This window comes from Coraliomargarita algicola (genome assembly GCF_033878955.1).
Taxonomy (GTDB): domain Bacteria; phylum Verrucomicrobiota; class Verrucomicrobiia; order Opitutales; family Coraliomargaritaceae; genus Thalassobacterium; species Thalassobacterium algicola.
The window spans coordinates 34,379-49,958 of the sequence record NZ_CP138858.1 but is presented as its reverse complement, the minus strand read 5'-3'; the positions used below and the strand labels follow the sequence as shown (position 1 = coordinate 49,958).

The following is a 15,580-nucleotide window of genomic DNA, read 5'->3' as shown; positions in this document are numbered from 1 at the left end:
AATATAGTAAATCAGACAACAAAAGGCTAGTTTATAGCGATAAATGATAGATTCCCCCGCAACGAATACAAATACACCAATCTTGTCCAATAGACTTAAATAACCAAGATAGACTATCTACGAATTCATCGAGGTTTGGTTCGAAATTTGGAGTGCCGTCCTAAGGCCATTACATATTGAAGCTCATACATATACTGCCGTTAATAAAGTAGAACTCACCCGACAAATCATGGCACTAGCAGAGAAACATGCTGAGGGACGCATCGTCTCCGTATTAGAAGGCGGTTACAATCCTGCCGGCCTAGTCTCCGCCGTCCTCGCGCATATGCAGGCGATGCGAGAGACTGCGATTCCATCCTAGTGTTACCGTCAGCCGCCTGCGACAAAGTCACTCGGCACCAACGTTGATCAAAGAGCTTCCCCCAGAACGAACAAGGCTTCACTTTACGGCGCTTCAATTGCTGCCCCTCAGCCAACGAAAGCTGCTGGGCTTGTGTGCACGTGAGGCTTCGACCTCGACGGCCTGACGATCCGTCCAAACGGCTGCTTTGAGACGGCTACAAAATAACTATCTACCCGCTCCGACCCGAGCACTGCCAAGACTACCATGAGTTCTTCTGGATTGAAAGCGGACGCGGTTGCCACCTCTCAATGGCGAGCGACGCCTGATGGAAGTCGGTTATTTCGCACTCATTCGTGCCGACGACTCGCACGGTTTTTCTGCATGGGATACAAACGAGCAAGTCGGCTTGATTAACTTCGCCTTCCCCTCCTCACTATGGGAAAGAATCCGTGATCAATTCTTTGCCGATAACGTCTGCTTCTTTGATCACCCATCCATTGAAAAGCGCGAATATCAACTCAGCAGCGACGACAGGGAACGCTTACGACAGATGGGCAACGACCTTGCTGCGGGCCACTGGAACACAACCAATGCAGCGGCCTACCTGCTCGTCGTGCTGGCACTCCTCGACAATCGCGACCGAGAAACCAGCCCCTACCCTGCGATGCCAGAATGGCTCACGCACGCGCTACGACGAATTGAGACCTGGCCCAACTTCGTTGGTGGTGTGTCGGAGTTTATCCGCATCGCTGGCCGCAGCCATGAACACGTCAGTCGGGATTGTAGGCGTCTATTGGATACAACGCCACGCGAGATCGTCAACCGCGCCCGCCTCAAGTGGGCCTCGATGCAGCTCGAAACCTCGCAAAAAGAGATTCTAGAAATCGCCCACGAGTGCGGATTCGAAAACCTCGGCCACTTCTACAAACTCTTCAAAGCACACTACAAGAGCACCCCACGCCAATACCGCATAAGGAACGGAATCTCACAGTTTTCCTAAAGAACCCATGCGCATAGACTTGAATAAATCGAAGATTCACTGAGAACCCGCCGGCATGCACAATAAACTCACTGGACTAGACCTTCCGCACCGGTCGGCCTGAACCAACAAAAATCTACTGCATCAACAGGACGACTTTACCGAGATTCTCTTGGCGCTCTAAGATCGCATGCGCCGCTTCCGCTTCCGTAACAGGCAAGGTCTCATGGATGAGGACTTTAATCTCCCTGGAAGACAAGGAAGCCCATATTTTAGCTTCTAAGTCCTGCAGGATCTCCGCCTTCATCTCGCTGCTGCGACTGCGCAAGGTGCTGCCAATCAGCTTCACACCACGCTTAAAGAAATCGAGCATGTTGATCTCGCTGCTAACCGAGCCCAGCGTGGCGATCACGATCCAACGGCCCCCACGCGCCATCGTTTCGAGACAGGGTCCAAGGTTAGGACCGGCCACACAGTCCATGGCCACATCCACTGGATGCTTCGCAAGTTCCTCGGCAATGTTTTGTTGCTTGCGATTGATCACCACATCCGCTCCCAGATCACGCACAAATTGCCCCTTCTCCTCCGAGCCGACGGTCGTCACGACCTTCGCACCCATGGCTTTGGCAAGCTGAATCGCTGCCATGCCCAAGCCACTGGCGCCGGCTTGAATAAAGACCGTGTCGCCCGCCTGCATGCCCCCCTCTAAACAGAGGTTGAGATACGATGTGGTAAAGGCTTCAGGAATCGCGGCTGCCTCGGCCATGGAAAGACCCGCTGGCACCGGCAACGCCATGTCTGCCGGCAAAACGATTTTTTCGGCGTAGCCACCCCCGCCGACCAAGGCGCAAACTTTGTCGCCGACTTTCCAGCGTCCATTCTCTGGAGCTTCGAGCACCACACCCGCCACTTCGAGCCCCGGCCATGTCGGCCAGCCCGGTGGGGGTGGATAGTTGCCTGCGCGTTGCATCAAGTCGGCGCGGTTCAACGCCGCGGCGTGCACTTCAACCAAGATTTCATTGGCTGCGGGAACTGGATCTGGAACGTCCGACCAGACTAGGTTTTGATCATGATCAATTAATACTGCCTTCATATGACTATACTTTTTCAACAAGCGAGTGCGCTTGATTCGTGAGTGGAAAAGTGAGCGTGCGACGCTCAAAATGTGCCGCGTAGTTGCCCCCGATCATTTTAATTGATTCCAGTCAAATACCGCCCCGACGGGAAAGTTCTCATTCTTCGCCAAAGCCGCATACACAGCAGTCGACTCCAAGGGAGAATAGAGGGTGGACACAATTTGGCTCATGTCCAAACGGCCATCCGACATATAATCCAAGATGGCGCGAGCATCGTCCCTCCAAGTCCATGAGTACGGACGCGATTCAAGTTTGGGCCGCGACATCGTATGCGCTCCAATAATTTCAATACCAGGCCGATGCACCTCTTGATAGTAATCAATCGAAGCATCAGAAACACGCGTGCACCCGAGCAATGCAACACGGCCAAACGGCGCAGTCAGCGCAAGCGCTTGCTTCATCGCAATCGACTGCCCTGTCACTTCAATGACCGCATTGACCCCACCCCGCGCAGCCGCTTTGACTTGTTTGATATAGTCAGCATCCATCGGATCGAAGGTGAAATGCGCGCCCAAGCCCAAGGCAATTTCACGGCGCGCAGCATTCAAGTCCGTCGCAATGACAGGCGCCGCCCCGGCAATACGAGCCAGCGCCACGGCAAACAAGCCCAACACACCCAGCCCCACCACCGCAGCACTTTCCCCTAACTCGAATCGCGTCTTACGCAACGCATTCAGAGAAAAGCCTGCGATCACCGCAAAGACAGCCTGTTCAGATGGGAGTGAATCGTCTTCGATCTTAAACAAATGATCCTCCGTGATACAATTGAAGTTAGAATGCGTACTCCCCCAGTGCGTTAGAACCCGATCGCCTGGCTGCACACTTTGTATATTTTTGCCCACTACAATCACGCGTCCCACACCACTGTAGCCAAGCGTCTTTGGAAAACAGCCCTGTGGTTCGTCTCCCAAGTTGGGGAGATCCAACAAGCAGGCGCGCTCAGTGCCCGCGCTGATGGCTGAAACGTCGTTCGCCACCAGCACATCATTATCTCCAACGCTAAGCATAGCTACATCTTGAAGCTCTGCATGTCCCACGCCTGTAAATACTATTTGTTTTCGATTCATATGCATGATTGCGACAACTGCTGTGAAAAACTCGGAACGCTCCCTTGAGTCACGTCTTCAGACTCAGCGATACGGCCGAGCGATGCCTTTATCGCAGCCATGCCAGCAACTGGCATCGACTGGGACAGTTCATTATTGGCGGTTCCAGTAATAAGGAACACGTTATCTTTGAATTTCATAAATCGTTCTAATTTAAAAGATAGCCACAAGCTTGCAGATGACATTTTTGTACCAGTAACTCATGTGCATACGAATAAGGGTTCTCCATTTCACCGCCCACGATACGCGCGAACTCTAACAAATGATCCGCGTAACGATCCTTGAGCGGAGCTTGCGGAATTTCTTGCAGGCCCTGCTTAAACCCGCCGCTGGCTTCAAGCAAATTAAGGAAAACACGTCCGCCCGCTTGATTACCTGCCAGCTCTAGCGGTTGCACAACCAGTGTCCCCCGGTCTCCGCAAACAACTAAATTGCGCCGTTCAAAACCACCCACTTCGACAATCGTCGTCCGCAACGCAGCCGTGCAACCTCCCGGAAAGCACATCACAGCAAAACCGTTATCCACCACGCCATCGGGACGGGTGCAAGTCGACAAGGGAATCACGCGCTCGGGCACTCCCATCATAATCACAGAAAGGTCGATCAAGTGACAAAGAAAGATATAAGCCGCGCCCGCCTGAAAGGTCTGCATCAGTTGACGAAAGTCCTCGCCGTCATAACGGTTCATCGCCGCATCAATCGTAGAAATATTGCCTAACAGCCCTTCACGAACTGCCTTCAAACAAAATTCAATCGCGGGGCTGTTGCGATACATATAGCCCATTTGCACAGTCAACTGCTGCTGTTCTGCCTCCGCCAGTAATTTCTGAAACGGCGGCAAGGACTCGCCTCCAGGCTTATCCATTTGAATATGCTTACCTGCTCGAATACAGCGTTGCGCCACTTCGATAGTGTCATGCTCCTCAACTTCAACCAACACGGCATCCAGTTCAGGCATCGCTAACAGCTCATCACTATCCATCCAATCAAGGCCCGCATAAGTATCACTCACTTGAGCGCTGGCTCGACGTGCGGGGTCGTCTTCAGCGACTGCAATAAATTCGAATACGTCGGGATACTGCAACAAAGTCTGTATTTTATAGGCGTGCAAATGCCCCGTGCCAATTTGGCCAATCCTAATTTTCTTCATCATCCGATCCAGTTCTATTGAGGGCTTTGTGGTTTCATAATTTCGGTGATACGCATCACTTAAGAACGCTCTACCTGCAGAGAAAAGTAACGGCAATGCTCTAAGACAAAACGACCAAGTCCACTGACTCTTACTTGAATGGGTGATTGCTTCATGGGTGCGCAACAAAAGGGTAATTTTAAATTTTATGAAAAATTGAAAGGGTACAGTTACAAATACAGTGCGATCCATTTACGAAGTAGAACGATCAGTGCCCGGATCGTCCTTTGAAAGCCGATCTACATCAAGTGAAAACACTTCAATCTACTGCATGAAAATAACTTACAATTTTACAAAATTTCGATTTATTTCTGAACAAAGCATTATCTGTGAAATTATTTCATAGTTCTTGAAATAAAATCAGTGCACCTACACAGTTCACAGCATGGCAAAAATATCCGACGTCGCAAAACTGGCCAAAGTCTCAAGTGCCACGGTATCCAGAGTCTTCAATCATCATCCCAACGTCCACCTCGATGTGCGTAAACGGGTGTTTGCCGCTGCACGTGAGATAGACTATCGTCCACGTCCTTCGCTGAAGCAAAAGAACGTGGTCGTAATCACACCTTACGCGCCCGTGTATCCAGTCCAGAGCTGTGTAGACATGATTCTCATGGCGTTGGTTCAAGAGATGTCGCGCCGCGGCTTTCGATTGGAAATTCTCCCCGAAAACAACCGCGACCGCCTGGATGGCATCCAATTTTGCGCAGCCATCGCAATCGGAGCGGAACCATCCACCTTTGCGGATTGGTCGGACCGCTACGCCATGCCACTCGTGATTATGGATCGCGATGGACCAACGGACTCACCCGATGTCTATTATGTTCAATCCGACAATGCACAGGGGATGCGTCTGGCGATTGAACACCTGCATGCGCGTGGTTGTCAGAAGGTCGGTTGTATTATACACGGCGATCCAGGCACCGGAAATGCCGACCTTCGCCATGACGGAATCGTGGAAGCCTTGAGCGATTGTAAGCTCCCCGTAGATGAAAGTCTGATCCACTTTTCAGGTCACGGCACCGATAAATATGTCGAACTGATCGGAAAGCTGCTCAAACAGGAAGTGGACGCCCTGTTTTGCCCCGGTGGCAACGCAGGCGTTGTTTCCTTTTACGCCTTCTCGCTCTATAACCGACAGGTCCCGAAAGATATCTCGCTGATCGCTTCCGAACAAACACTGTATTCACAGTACTCAGTGCCTCCATTAACGACTATCACTCCCGACTATTCAGCGATGGCAATTGCAGCGGCCGACGTCATCGAAGCACAAGCTAAAGGCGATAATATACCCGCAAAAACCATCATACCTTACCTATTGATTTCCCGCGAAAGCGTGAGAAAGCTGCATTGATTATTCCTCCTCGGGATGTTCTGCCTTGCGGGCTTCAAAGGCGGCCTGATCCACCAGCGAAACGTGCCCGCCAACCATACCATTGTTTAGCGGATCATCGATGCGCGCCGCTAGGTCGCGGAAAAGTTTACGGATGTCGATAATCCCTCCAAGGAAAAACCAAACAGTGGACACAATGCCGAGGATTCCGGTCCCCCATAGGCTCGTAATGAGGAAATAGTTACTCCATTGCGATGAAGACCAAGGTAATATCATATTCCAAATCAAGACTCCTACAAAGCAAAGCCCTAACTCATAAATAATCGCGTAAGTCACGACCGACCATGCGATGACCTTATCACCGATAACTATACTCCGGGGTCTACCCACTAGCTGCTGCAAGGCATTATGCAATGTCCACTTAAAGGGGGGCTTGTATTCGTTTGCCACATCATACTCGCCTCGGTGTAGCAGACGATCCAAGTTATACGGCTTCCGTTGCGTCAGTACCGAACCGATAATGTAAACGAGGATCCCGCCACACAAGCAGCAACAAGTCAGCAAGCGGACCCGCGGGTTGGATGAAGCTAAATAACATGTATGGACTCCGCAACCGTGGAGTCGGCTACTCATACACAAAGATCGATTGCGAAACCGCCGGAAACTATACCTTCCACTTCGCACTCGATTATTTCACACATCGGCCAACGAGTCGATGCGGCTATTCCCCGGACGATGCTGGTTGCTACGAGGGTCACTCGGCCAACTCAACTTGGGTTCTGACCGCCCCGCAGCTTACCAAGCCTCATACTCCGCTACTCTAGTCGCATGAATCTCATCCGTGTAATTGGCCGCACTTGCCTCGCGATTACGGATAATCTCGTCGAATGAACCTGCAGCTTCGATCACCTCGCGTGACACCCATGCTTCTGCGACGAACCACCCTAAGAATTATCGATGAGACCAACCAGCAGCCAAGGGATTTACCATCTTCACCCTAAACCGTCGCACGCGACTGTTCACACAATCAAATAAACAGCCGACTACTATCTCGGGTAAATCGAAGGCAGTTCGCTCATGGTATAACACTCCAGATCCATTTCCTGGATCTTCTGGAGAAAGAGCTCTAGAATCTCTGAATTGATGTAATGCCGATCCGAGTAATCGGTAATGTCGTGCGCGTAGAGCATTAAGATTTCATTCTTAGCCTTCACACGCTTCAAAGCAGGCACCAGATGGTAGTTAAGCCAAGCCTCATCGGCCCGGTCGATACCTTTACCGACCAAAACGAAACGGTTCTGAATCGCATCCATAGGCGTGAATAAGACATCCACATCTGATAAGCGCTTTCCTTTGGGAATTCCGGTTCCAGTGCGGACATGTCGGAAGTATGGCTGGATGGTACGATCCATTTCCGGACTATTGCTGCTATTGGGATACAAAAACGCACCGGGTTCGATGCCATGACTCTGAAGCACTTTGGTCGCAGGAAGGACTTCATGGTCCAACCAGTATTGGAGACCGTGTTCTGCCACCATATCTTTACCTCGCACATGCCGGAAGCCGTGGTTACTGATCTCATGACCGGCAGCCATCAGCTGCTTCAATCCTTCAATCTGCTCGGCAGTGAGCATATCCGCCCTTTCAATGCCGAAAGTCACATGCACGCCATACTTTTCAAAGAGCGGAATTTGCTCCACCCAACGCGGAATATTCGCCCGGTCATCGAATGTAAGGATCACACCCGGCTTTTCAATTTTAGCAAGGGGTGCCGGACCATTACCGAGCGCGTGTGCCGACGAAGCGATCAGTAGCCCGACAGCAGCCACCTTGAACAGTCTTTTTAAATCCATTTTTTTGATCATGATTCTTTCTTTCGTATTTTAATTAATTATTGAGCGGGCACCAGTTTGAGCGTGGTTTCTTTGGCATGTGAGAACTCAACCGCTTTGCGGCCATCGGGTAGCGGCCAATCCATCTGCCAAGCGACGCCACTGGGGATGCCCCTTACTTTGATCTGCTTGGCGGATGGCACGGGCGCGACTTCGCGCCCCCAGGAAAGAATCCATGCCCCTGCCACATATGGTCGGGCCTTCAAGTCCTCTTGATCCCAACTCACACGCCATGAAAATTGCTTCCCTTCTTGGTAGACTTGAGGTTGTGCACGGTGGCTTAAAGCCAAATACTGAACGGTCAAAATGTCCTCGCCTGCCTTTACAATTAGACGTGGCACATCGCCGTCAAGATTCTCCTCAATCACAGAAAAGTCCGAACCGGTAAAAACGATCTCATCCGACAGTTCATTCCAGGCAGTCGCCACCGCAGGCATCATCCGGGCAACCAGAGCATCCGGTCCTTGCTGCAGTCCGTAGGTTTCACCAACAATCGGATAATTGACCGCACTTGACAGAACGGTATCCAAATAGCCGCCACGATGGCTCCCCGCAGGATGAGAACGCACTTTGTCCCCTTCCCGACTCGTCCATCGCGCAAAGCCCCAACCGTCTCCGGAGGTCGCAAAGGCCAATGGCATGGTTTGCCAAGACAGCCCCCAGCCCATCTGATCGGTATTGGCCATAATCGGATACCGAGACATGGTCCCCAAACGCGCATCGTCAGTCACCCAAGAATGGGCAACGGCACCGTCGTAGCAGGGAATTTCGAAGTAATCCCGACGTTTCGATTGGACGTTGACCAGCTCTCTCCAGCCCAAGCGATAGAACAAGTCTCCCTGAGCGATCCGCACATCCCCGCGCGCGAGTTTCTCCACATTCTCACGGCTCTGTGCACTGACGGGCATGATATTAGTATGATATTGCGGCAGGTCTGGCTTCCTTGTGCCGAAGTAAGAACGGATCACCGGCACCCGCGGCCCATCCCGATACATATAGGCAATCGTATTCAACTCATCGAAGAGTTGCTTATACATAGCATAGACCTCATCCGGCAAATGACGTTGAAAAAGCAATAAAGTAGACAGTTGCTCCACCAGCAGCGGTCCATAGTTGTCGCTCATGTGTTCACCCCAGCCCCAGTTTTCGTCAGCCCAGTAACGAGCGGCTTCTTCCATAATGTCCAAAAGTTGACGCGCATCTGCATCCGTTGCCGATACATCTTCCTGCAACAACCAGGCACAAACCAGATCGCCCATATATTTATTAGGATAGTAGTAAGACCGTTGCTTCGCTTCGTGTCGGAACCAGACCGCCAAATCCGCCAGTATATCTTTCAACAAGACCTGAGCCTCCGGTTCCAAGCGTTGGGAAGCGGTGCGCTCAAGCGCGATGAGTTGCAGTCCGATAAAAAAGGAAGCATTGGTATCTACCGGTCGGTCCTCTTCATAATAAGTCTGCATGCAGCCATGCCTGGCGGAACCATCGGTGACTTGTAACTCACGTAGTGCTTTGAGGATACGTGTCGACTGCTTCGGCTCCATCGCCCCCAAATAATTGGCCACGAAGAGACGATTGGCCGCCACGCGACCGGAGTGCGTTTCCTTGAGATTTGCAACCGGCCTCGTATGCCCCGCCCGCGTCTGCTTCCAAAGCCCGATCTCCCAATTGAACTCCTCAGGAAAGACCAGTGGGTTCGCCGGCAATTTCACCTGGGGCGGTGGAATATCGCCATTCAGAGCGAGGCTCGTTTCAGCGCCCAACTGAGCACCGCCGACAGTGAGCGTACATAGAAGGAAGGTTTTGAAAACTTTATCAAAGTTAAATGCAAAAGACATGAATAAATAATACAGGTTAAAATTAGAGTTCTTTCCGCGACTCGTAGCACACCTTTTGAGACAGGCCTGAAGTGGCCTCCCGATCAAGGTAGTGGCGCTTGATACGGCGTCCGCCAGCCAACAGCCACAAGCCGACCGAAATCACGAAAGCGGCCACAAAAAGTATCGAAGCACGTTCCGAAAAGCTGTTAGGAATCAGCAGTAAAAAACAGATCAAACCACCAATCACCAACGAGGCTTTGCCGATGACGAAATACTGTTCGTAGTCCACCTCACTCTCGCCAATCTCCGCCGCATAATCAATGGGCGTATGCATCTGACGATAGAAGTCCTCAATCTCATCCACATCCTTCTGGCTTTTAAAGCGTCCCAACAAGCTGCACACGATGGCTACAATACAGCCCAAAAGCATAATCCACATGGCACGGTCCTGAATCGTCCATGCGTTGTCATAATAACGCCCATCAATGAAAGACCAGAGCGACGGAACCAAACAGGCGATGAAGATCGGGAAATAGGACCACTTCGGTAATGACTTGAACCAGAGCCCTAGGAATAAGGGGAAAGACATGGGAATGCCGATCACTGAAGCCACCATCAGGCTGACATCAAAGAGCGCGATTTCATCGTTTTTAGCTAAGAGTAAGGCACAGATGACGATCAGTAAACCGAGGACAACAGTAGCCACATGACAAATCCGCATCTCCACAGCCCGGCTGAGCTCGTGTTTCGAACCGAAGACGGAACGGAGTCGCGGAATCACATTGCGAACCAAGATACCCACCTGCCCGTTCAAACCGGAATCCATACTGCTCATGGTCGCAGCAAACATAGCGGCAATCAACATACCGACCATACCATCGGGCAAGAGCTTGATCGCAATGAAGGCATAGGCGTTTTCCGACGGCTTATCCAAACCGGAATTCAAGATGTCTGCTTCGAACAGAAAGCGTGCTACCATCGGCGGAATGAACCAGACGAGACTGCCAATCGCCATCAGCACGCAACTGAACCAGGCTGCTTTCGATGCCTCGCGTCCATCGCGAGCGGCAATGTAACGAGTCGCCGAAGTCAGGCCAATTTGTGAATTCAGCTGCATGAAGAAAATTACGACTGCCCATTTAAGGGTGTAGCGGTCACCGGGAAATTGGCCCGCGTCCTTGAAGAAGCTATAGTCCTGGCTGATTTTGGGATCTGTAAAGTGCGACAGGAATCCACCGACACCCCCAATGGCCCGCAATGACAAATAGCAGACCAGCAGAGTGATGGAAAACATCACCAATGCTTGGACAAAGTCAGTCGCCATCACCGCCCATTTACCTCCGCTGGTGGAGTAAAAGACAACGATCACGGCAATTGTGATCAGCGTCGGCGTCAAAGGCAGCCCCAGAGCCGTGCTGGCAAACAGCGAAAGAGCATACAACTGAATGGCAGCACCGATCGGGCCCAGGACCATTCCGAAATAAGCCCCGAATTGCTCAACGGCAACCCCATAGCGGTTGCGAACCACATCGACAGATGTGTACGCCCGCGTTTGCCTTAACCATGGACCGATCCAAATCGCGCCGACGATAAACCCGGCACAGTTGGCCGCATAGATGACCAATAGCGAAGGGCCCGCCTCGAAGGCAGCCGACGCATTTCCTGTAAACGTGAACGCACTTATACCGGCCATCAGGATGCTGGAACCCACCAACCACCAGGTTCCCTGGGCACCACCCCGCACAAAATCGCTCAGGTCCTTATTGAAACGAGCAAAGTAAGCTCCGAGAATAAGTAGGATCAAAAGGTAGATCCCCAGACTGATATACTCTAGTAACATAACGACAATGAAAGCATGGGCTTCTTATACTGAGGGGAGACTAAGCTCTGCAAAGTCAAAGAAACCGATTGCTTCCAGTCGTTTCAACATCTCATCGCTCTGAGCAGAAGTCATCTGCTTCAGCGGGCTACGTACCGGACCACAGTCGACCCCCAGCATGGGCATCAACGCCTTGCTGGCAGCCAAATGGCTCACGCCGACAGAATTGCATACGTCGATCATGGAAATGGACAGATCCTGTAAACGGCGGGCTTCCTGCAAATCATCCGAATCGACAGCTTCGATAATCTTAACATACAGCGGTGAAGCATAATTGTAAGTGCTCCCCACCGCACCTTTGGCACCTGCTTGCCAGCCTTCCAACAACAGTTCGTCGCGCCCGAATAAAATATCGTATTTACCGTCTTCAATCGCCAGGCAAGCACGGTAATCATCCATATCCTCATAGGTATATTTCACGCCTGCTAGATTCGCGATGCGCCCATCGGCAAACTCCAACAACTCGCGCGCTGGAATCGCTACCCCCGTCATACTCGGAATATTGTAGTAATAAAAAGGCAAACTCGGCGCTGAGCGGGCAATCGCATCACACCAGTCAAACAGGGCTTCCGTATCCTCTGGTTTAAAGAAGAAAGGTGCCATGCTCGAAATCGCATCCACCTCAATAGATTCAGCATGAGATGCCAAGCGACAGGCTTCGTTGCGCGAGGTATGCCCCACATGCACGATAACTTGAAAGCCCTCAGGTCGCGCCTGCATCCATGCCTCAGCAACTGCCTCGCGTTCTTCGCAGGTCAGCGAGGCGCCCTCACCAGTCGTGCCACAGATAAACGCGGCCACGACCCCACGTCGACGTAGCATTTTCGCGTATGCCGGAATAATTGAAAGATTCAACTGTCCGTCCTCTCCGAATGGAGTGAACGGGGCAGCCACGAGGCCTTGATACTTGATCGTCATTATATTTAGAGACAAAACAACCTATGGTGTGAAGTCTGGCCCAAGACAGACTTCACACTCTACATGATAAAAAAAGAAGCGCTATTGAGATTTAGCGTGTGCGTCTACGCAGGAGAACCATGCCCCCGGCAAGAGCTCCCAGCATAAGTACTGAAGAGGATGGCTCAGGTATCACCGAATAACCAAATTGAAGAATATTGCCACTATACTGAAACGTGCCTTCCAAGTTCGAAGTGAAAGCAGAGAGAGCAATCGCAGGCGTATCGCCAAAGGTAATCAAGTCGTAAAAATCGCCCTCGACCATCCCCTCATTGATAAAATTAAAAATAATACTGTCCTCACCACCCAGGGCATCTCCAACCATGCTCGAACCAAGCAGAATAATTTCATCCTGACTTACGCCCAGACGGAAATCAACCGTTGCACCATCGCCGAAGACCAAGCCAGCGCCGCTGGTCCCATCAAGAGTCAGAGTGCCCACTGAAGCCTCTGATCCCGGAGCGAGCGCACCACCTGCTTCGACAGTCAAGGTCGCACCGGCACCAAAATTAATCGTGTTATCGACACGGAGTGTCGCGCCATTGGAAACTACGTAATCTCCTTGGCCACTGGTCGTTGCCGCAGAAGTAATCACCAACTCACCCGCTTCAGCAGTCACACCGCCACCATGATTGAGTGCACCCGTGAGCGTCAGCGACCCCGTCCCAGCTTTGCTCAGAGCGAGTTCACGTCCACTAGTCCCGGCAGCAAATTGCCCGGAAAAGCTGGTATCGGTCGATTGCTCGACGCGCAATGTCTTAACCCCGGCATCGGCAGCTCCGTAATTGGCGCTAATCGCTCCACTCGTGCCGGACAATTGGCCCAGCGTAGTTGTCTGTCCACCGATGGCCGCGTCCAGCAAGAGCAAACCACCGCTGACAAATTCTAGAGTCGTGTCTGTGCTGAAGGCCGATGCGTTGGACAGAACAATTCGGTTATGCGATCCGTCGCGAAGCTTAAGAGTGCCGTCCCATCCAGTGCTTCCAGATAGTTTCAGAGTATTTGTGGCACCACTACCACTCGTCCCCCATACATGCACCTCACCAGAACCGGCCCCGGTCACTTCCAGTTGGTTCTGTTCGCCAGCGATACCCTGCAAGTAGATAATGCGCCCCGCAGCACCGGTAAAATCAGCCGCCTGCAAATCGGATTCGCCAAGCTTGAAAGCACTGTTTCCCGTAAATTCAATAACCACGTTGTTACCATTAGTCCAAGCGGTATCTGCACTGCCACCAGATGTGGTCGCCCAATTCAATGAAGTATAGTCCCAAGTGCCACCGACACTGCTGTTAGGCAAATATAGGTCCGCGGCACTTAAGGAACCAGCGGCTAGAGCCAACATGGACATCAGCGTGCAAGCAAGCTTTGGGGTGCGGGAATAAACCAGCGAATTTTGAGGAGATTCTTTCATAATTATTAATGGTGTATTTAGGGTGAATAATTGCCGACGTATGGACGACATGAATACGGATAAAAAACCTAGTAATCGAAATATTTACATCAATTTGAATCAATTGGTGTCATATTGATACCAATAAACATAGTCTCATTGCACATACTAACGGCTACGCAGAAGCCACCAATGCAATCCACCAAGATGCCACCACCACGAGGTGATACCAAACACCATGCATAACAAATAATAAAAGCCCCCCCCCCTTCGAAAAACGGAACAACGTATCAGTTACTCAGCCGCCTGCTCTCCAAGGCTTTCTCCGGAAACAAACTCAGGGGTAAAGACCACCTTTCGCCCATTACTAGCTCCCGAACGCACAATATCTAAAAGACGATTCACGACCAGTGGAGCAAAGCGCTTTTCATTTACCGCATAATGGGCAAAGCTCGGACAGACAAAGCGTAGCAGGTTCTGAGAACGCAAGAGAAGGATCGATACATCTTCAGGAATACTGAAGCCATGCTTAAGTAGCCAAGTCATTGTATAAACAGCAAGAAACGGCAGAGTACAGACAATGCAAGTTGGACGCCTAGAACCCCGTCCAAGAAAGATTCGTTTCATATTATCCCTCATCAAGACCTCGTCCTCACTAAGACCAATCACATCCAATTTAACATCCGGCGTCGAACTGTCCTTAAACGCGTCACGGCATTGCAATTCGCCGACCAAGCGGGGCACGGAACGATAGAACATACAGATCCGTTGATGCTTCAAGCGCCGGAGCATACCGACAGCATGATACACCGAAGCTTCCACATCAACTGCCACACTGCAAAGGTTCACATCTTTCGCCTGATTGCCTAGTAAACATGAATTACGCTGATGAGTCGAAAACCAACTTTGCACATTGGGTGACATCGAGTGTAGCAAGTAAGCATCTGCCGGATGATCCTTTACCCAATCGTTCAAATATGCGGATGGGTTGACTCGAGAGCGAAAAGGCAGAGTAATCATGTTCAAGTCGCATCCATTCATAGCCAGGCGTTTCTGCGTCTCGATATATACGTTCTTATTGAAGGACGGCAGTTGATAACTCTCATCGTGCGTCAACCAGATAACCCGGGCATTCTGATGCTTCACCGTTCCCAGACTCTGGTTGCCACTAGCGATGATCTTCCGACGTTTCCCACGATGGCCAGATTCGATCATACCCAAGGCCTCGATTTCCGCCAAGGCACGTCGAATCGTACTGCGACTGACGTTGATCTCTTCGCTCAGTAACCTCTCCTGAGGCAAGTATCCCACCCAAATTCGGTTGGATATACCTCCTTTAATCAAATCAATGGTTTGTGCTAATACGGATAGTCGATGACTAGGTTTAGACATGGTAGGGTGCGTTGTCGAAAAATGATGTAAGAGCGATGCAACTCTCGCATCAGTAAAATTGGTATCAGAATGAAACCAATAGATAAAAATTGTCAGTAAGAAGAATCAAAATAAGTATCATTTTTTACAACATTTATCTACATTCCATCCTCCCCTCACATATT

At 51.0% G+C, this 15,580-nt stretch carries 14 protein-coding genes; 3 read left to right on the top strand and 11 right to left on the bottom strand.

From position 1 onward, the window contains the following. Positions 1–229: 229 nt before the first annotated feature. Positions 230–361 (top strand): hypothetical protein, encoded by a 132-nt coding sequence (locus tag SH580_RS00195; protein WP_319832982.1) that lies wholly within the window; start codon positions 230–232, stop codon positions 359–361. A gap of 277 nt (positions 362–638) precedes the next feature. Continuing rightward, positions 639–1,343 (top strand): helix-turn-helix transcriptional regulator, encoded by a 705-nt coding sequence (locus SH580_RS00190; protein WP_319832981.1) that lies wholly within the window; start codon positions 639–641, stop codon positions 1,341–1,343. Between the two features lie 115 nt (positions 1,344–1,458). Here the strand turns inward: SH580_RS00190 and SH580_RS00185 are convergent, their stop codons facing one another. The 4 genes from SH580_RS00185 to SH580_RS00170 all read right to left on the bottom strand — a co-directional run bounded on the left by SH580_RS00185 (position 1,459) and on the right by SH580_RS00170 (position 4,717). Continuing rightward, complete coding sequence (locus SH580_RS00185) at positions 1,459–2,415, bottom strand: NAD(P)H-quinone oxidoreductase (RefSeq protein WP_319832980.1); 957 nt, start codon at positions 2,413–2,415, stop codon at positions 1,459–1,461. 93 nt (positions 2,416–2,508) lie between these two features. After that, on the bottom strand, positions 2,509–3,525 hold the full coding sequence (locus tag SH580_RS00180; RefSeq protein ID WP_319832979.1) for a zinc-dependent alcohol dehydrogenase: 1,017 nt from the start codon (positions 3,523–3,525) through the stop codon (positions 2,509–2,511). Beyond that, on the bottom strand, positions 3,522–3,704 hold the full coding sequence (locus SH580_RS00175; RefSeq protein ID WP_319832978.1) for a hypothetical protein: 183 nt from the start codon (positions 3,702–3,704) through the stop codon (positions 3,522–3,524). The genes SH580_RS00180 and SH580_RS00175 overlap by 4 nt, the downstream gene beginning before the upstream one ends. An 8-nt stretch (positions 3,705–3,712) precedes the next feature. Next, entirely contained in the window at positions 3,713–4,717 is a 1,005-nt protein-coding gene (locus tag SH580_RS00170; protein WP_319832977.1) for a Gfo/Idh/MocA family protein, read from the bottom strand. Positions 4,718–5,138: 421 nt separating this feature from the next. Here SH580_RS00170 and SH580_RS00165 point away from each other — a divergent pair, with 421 nt between their 5' ends. After that, positions 5,139–6,107 (top strand): LacI family DNA-binding transcriptional regulator, encoded by a 969-nt coding sequence (locus SH580_RS00165; protein ID WP_319832976.1) that lies wholly within the window; start codon positions 5,139–5,141, stop codon positions 6,105–6,107. On the opposite strand, the gene SH580_RS00160 is transcribed toward SH580_RS00165, so the two are convergent. From SH580_RS00160 to SH580_RS00130, 7 genes are all read right to left on the bottom strand, one after another. After that, complete coding sequence (locus tag SH580_RS00160) at positions 6,108–6,719, bottom strand: hypothetical protein (RefSeq protein WP_319832975.1); 612 nt, start codon at positions 6,717–6,719, stop codon at positions 6,108–6,110. Between the two features lie 413 nt (positions 6,720–7,132). Further along, positions 7,133–7,939 (bottom strand): polysaccharide deacetylase family protein, encoded by an 807-nt coding sequence (locus tag SH580_RS00155; RefSeq protein WP_319832974.1) that lies wholly within the window; start codon positions 7,937–7,939, stop codon positions 7,133–7,135. A gap of 38 nt (positions 7,940–7,977) precedes the next feature. Then, on the bottom strand, positions 7,978–9,816 hold the full coding sequence (locus tag SH580_RS00150) for a hypothetical protein (protein WP_319832973.1): 1,839 nt from the start codon (positions 9,814–9,816) through the stop codon (positions 7,978–7,980). Positions 9,817–9,838: 22 nt separating this feature from the next. Beyond that, the gene (locus tag SH580_RS00145; protein WP_319832972.1) at positions 9,839–11,638 is read right to left on the bottom strand and encodes a sodium:solute symporter family protein; all 1,800 of its coding nucleotides are present in this window, start codon (positions 11,636–11,638) and stop codon (positions 9,839–9,841) included. 24 nt (positions 11,639–11,662) lie between these two features. Further along, on the bottom strand, positions 11,663–12,595 hold the full coding sequence (locus SH580_RS00140) for a dihydrodipicolinate synthase family protein (RefSeq protein WP_319832971.1): 933 nt from the start codon (positions 12,593–12,595) through the stop codon (positions 11,663–11,665). Between the two features lie 91 nt (positions 12,596–12,686). After that, entirely contained in the window at positions 12,687–14,045 is a 1,359-nt protein-coding gene (locus tag SH580_RS00135) for a PEP-CTERM sorting domain-containing protein (RefSeq protein WP_319832970.1), read from the bottom strand. Positions 14,046–14,318: 273 nt separating this feature from the next. Continuing rightward, positions 14,319–15,416 carry a substrate-binding domain-containing protein gene (locus tag SH580_RS00130; RefSeq protein WP_319832969.1) on the bottom strand — a complete coding sequence of 366 codons (1,098 nt, stop codon included), beginning with the start codon at positions 15,414–15,416 and terminating at the stop codon, positions 14,319–14,321. Positions 15,417–15,580 lie beyond the last annotated feature (164 nt).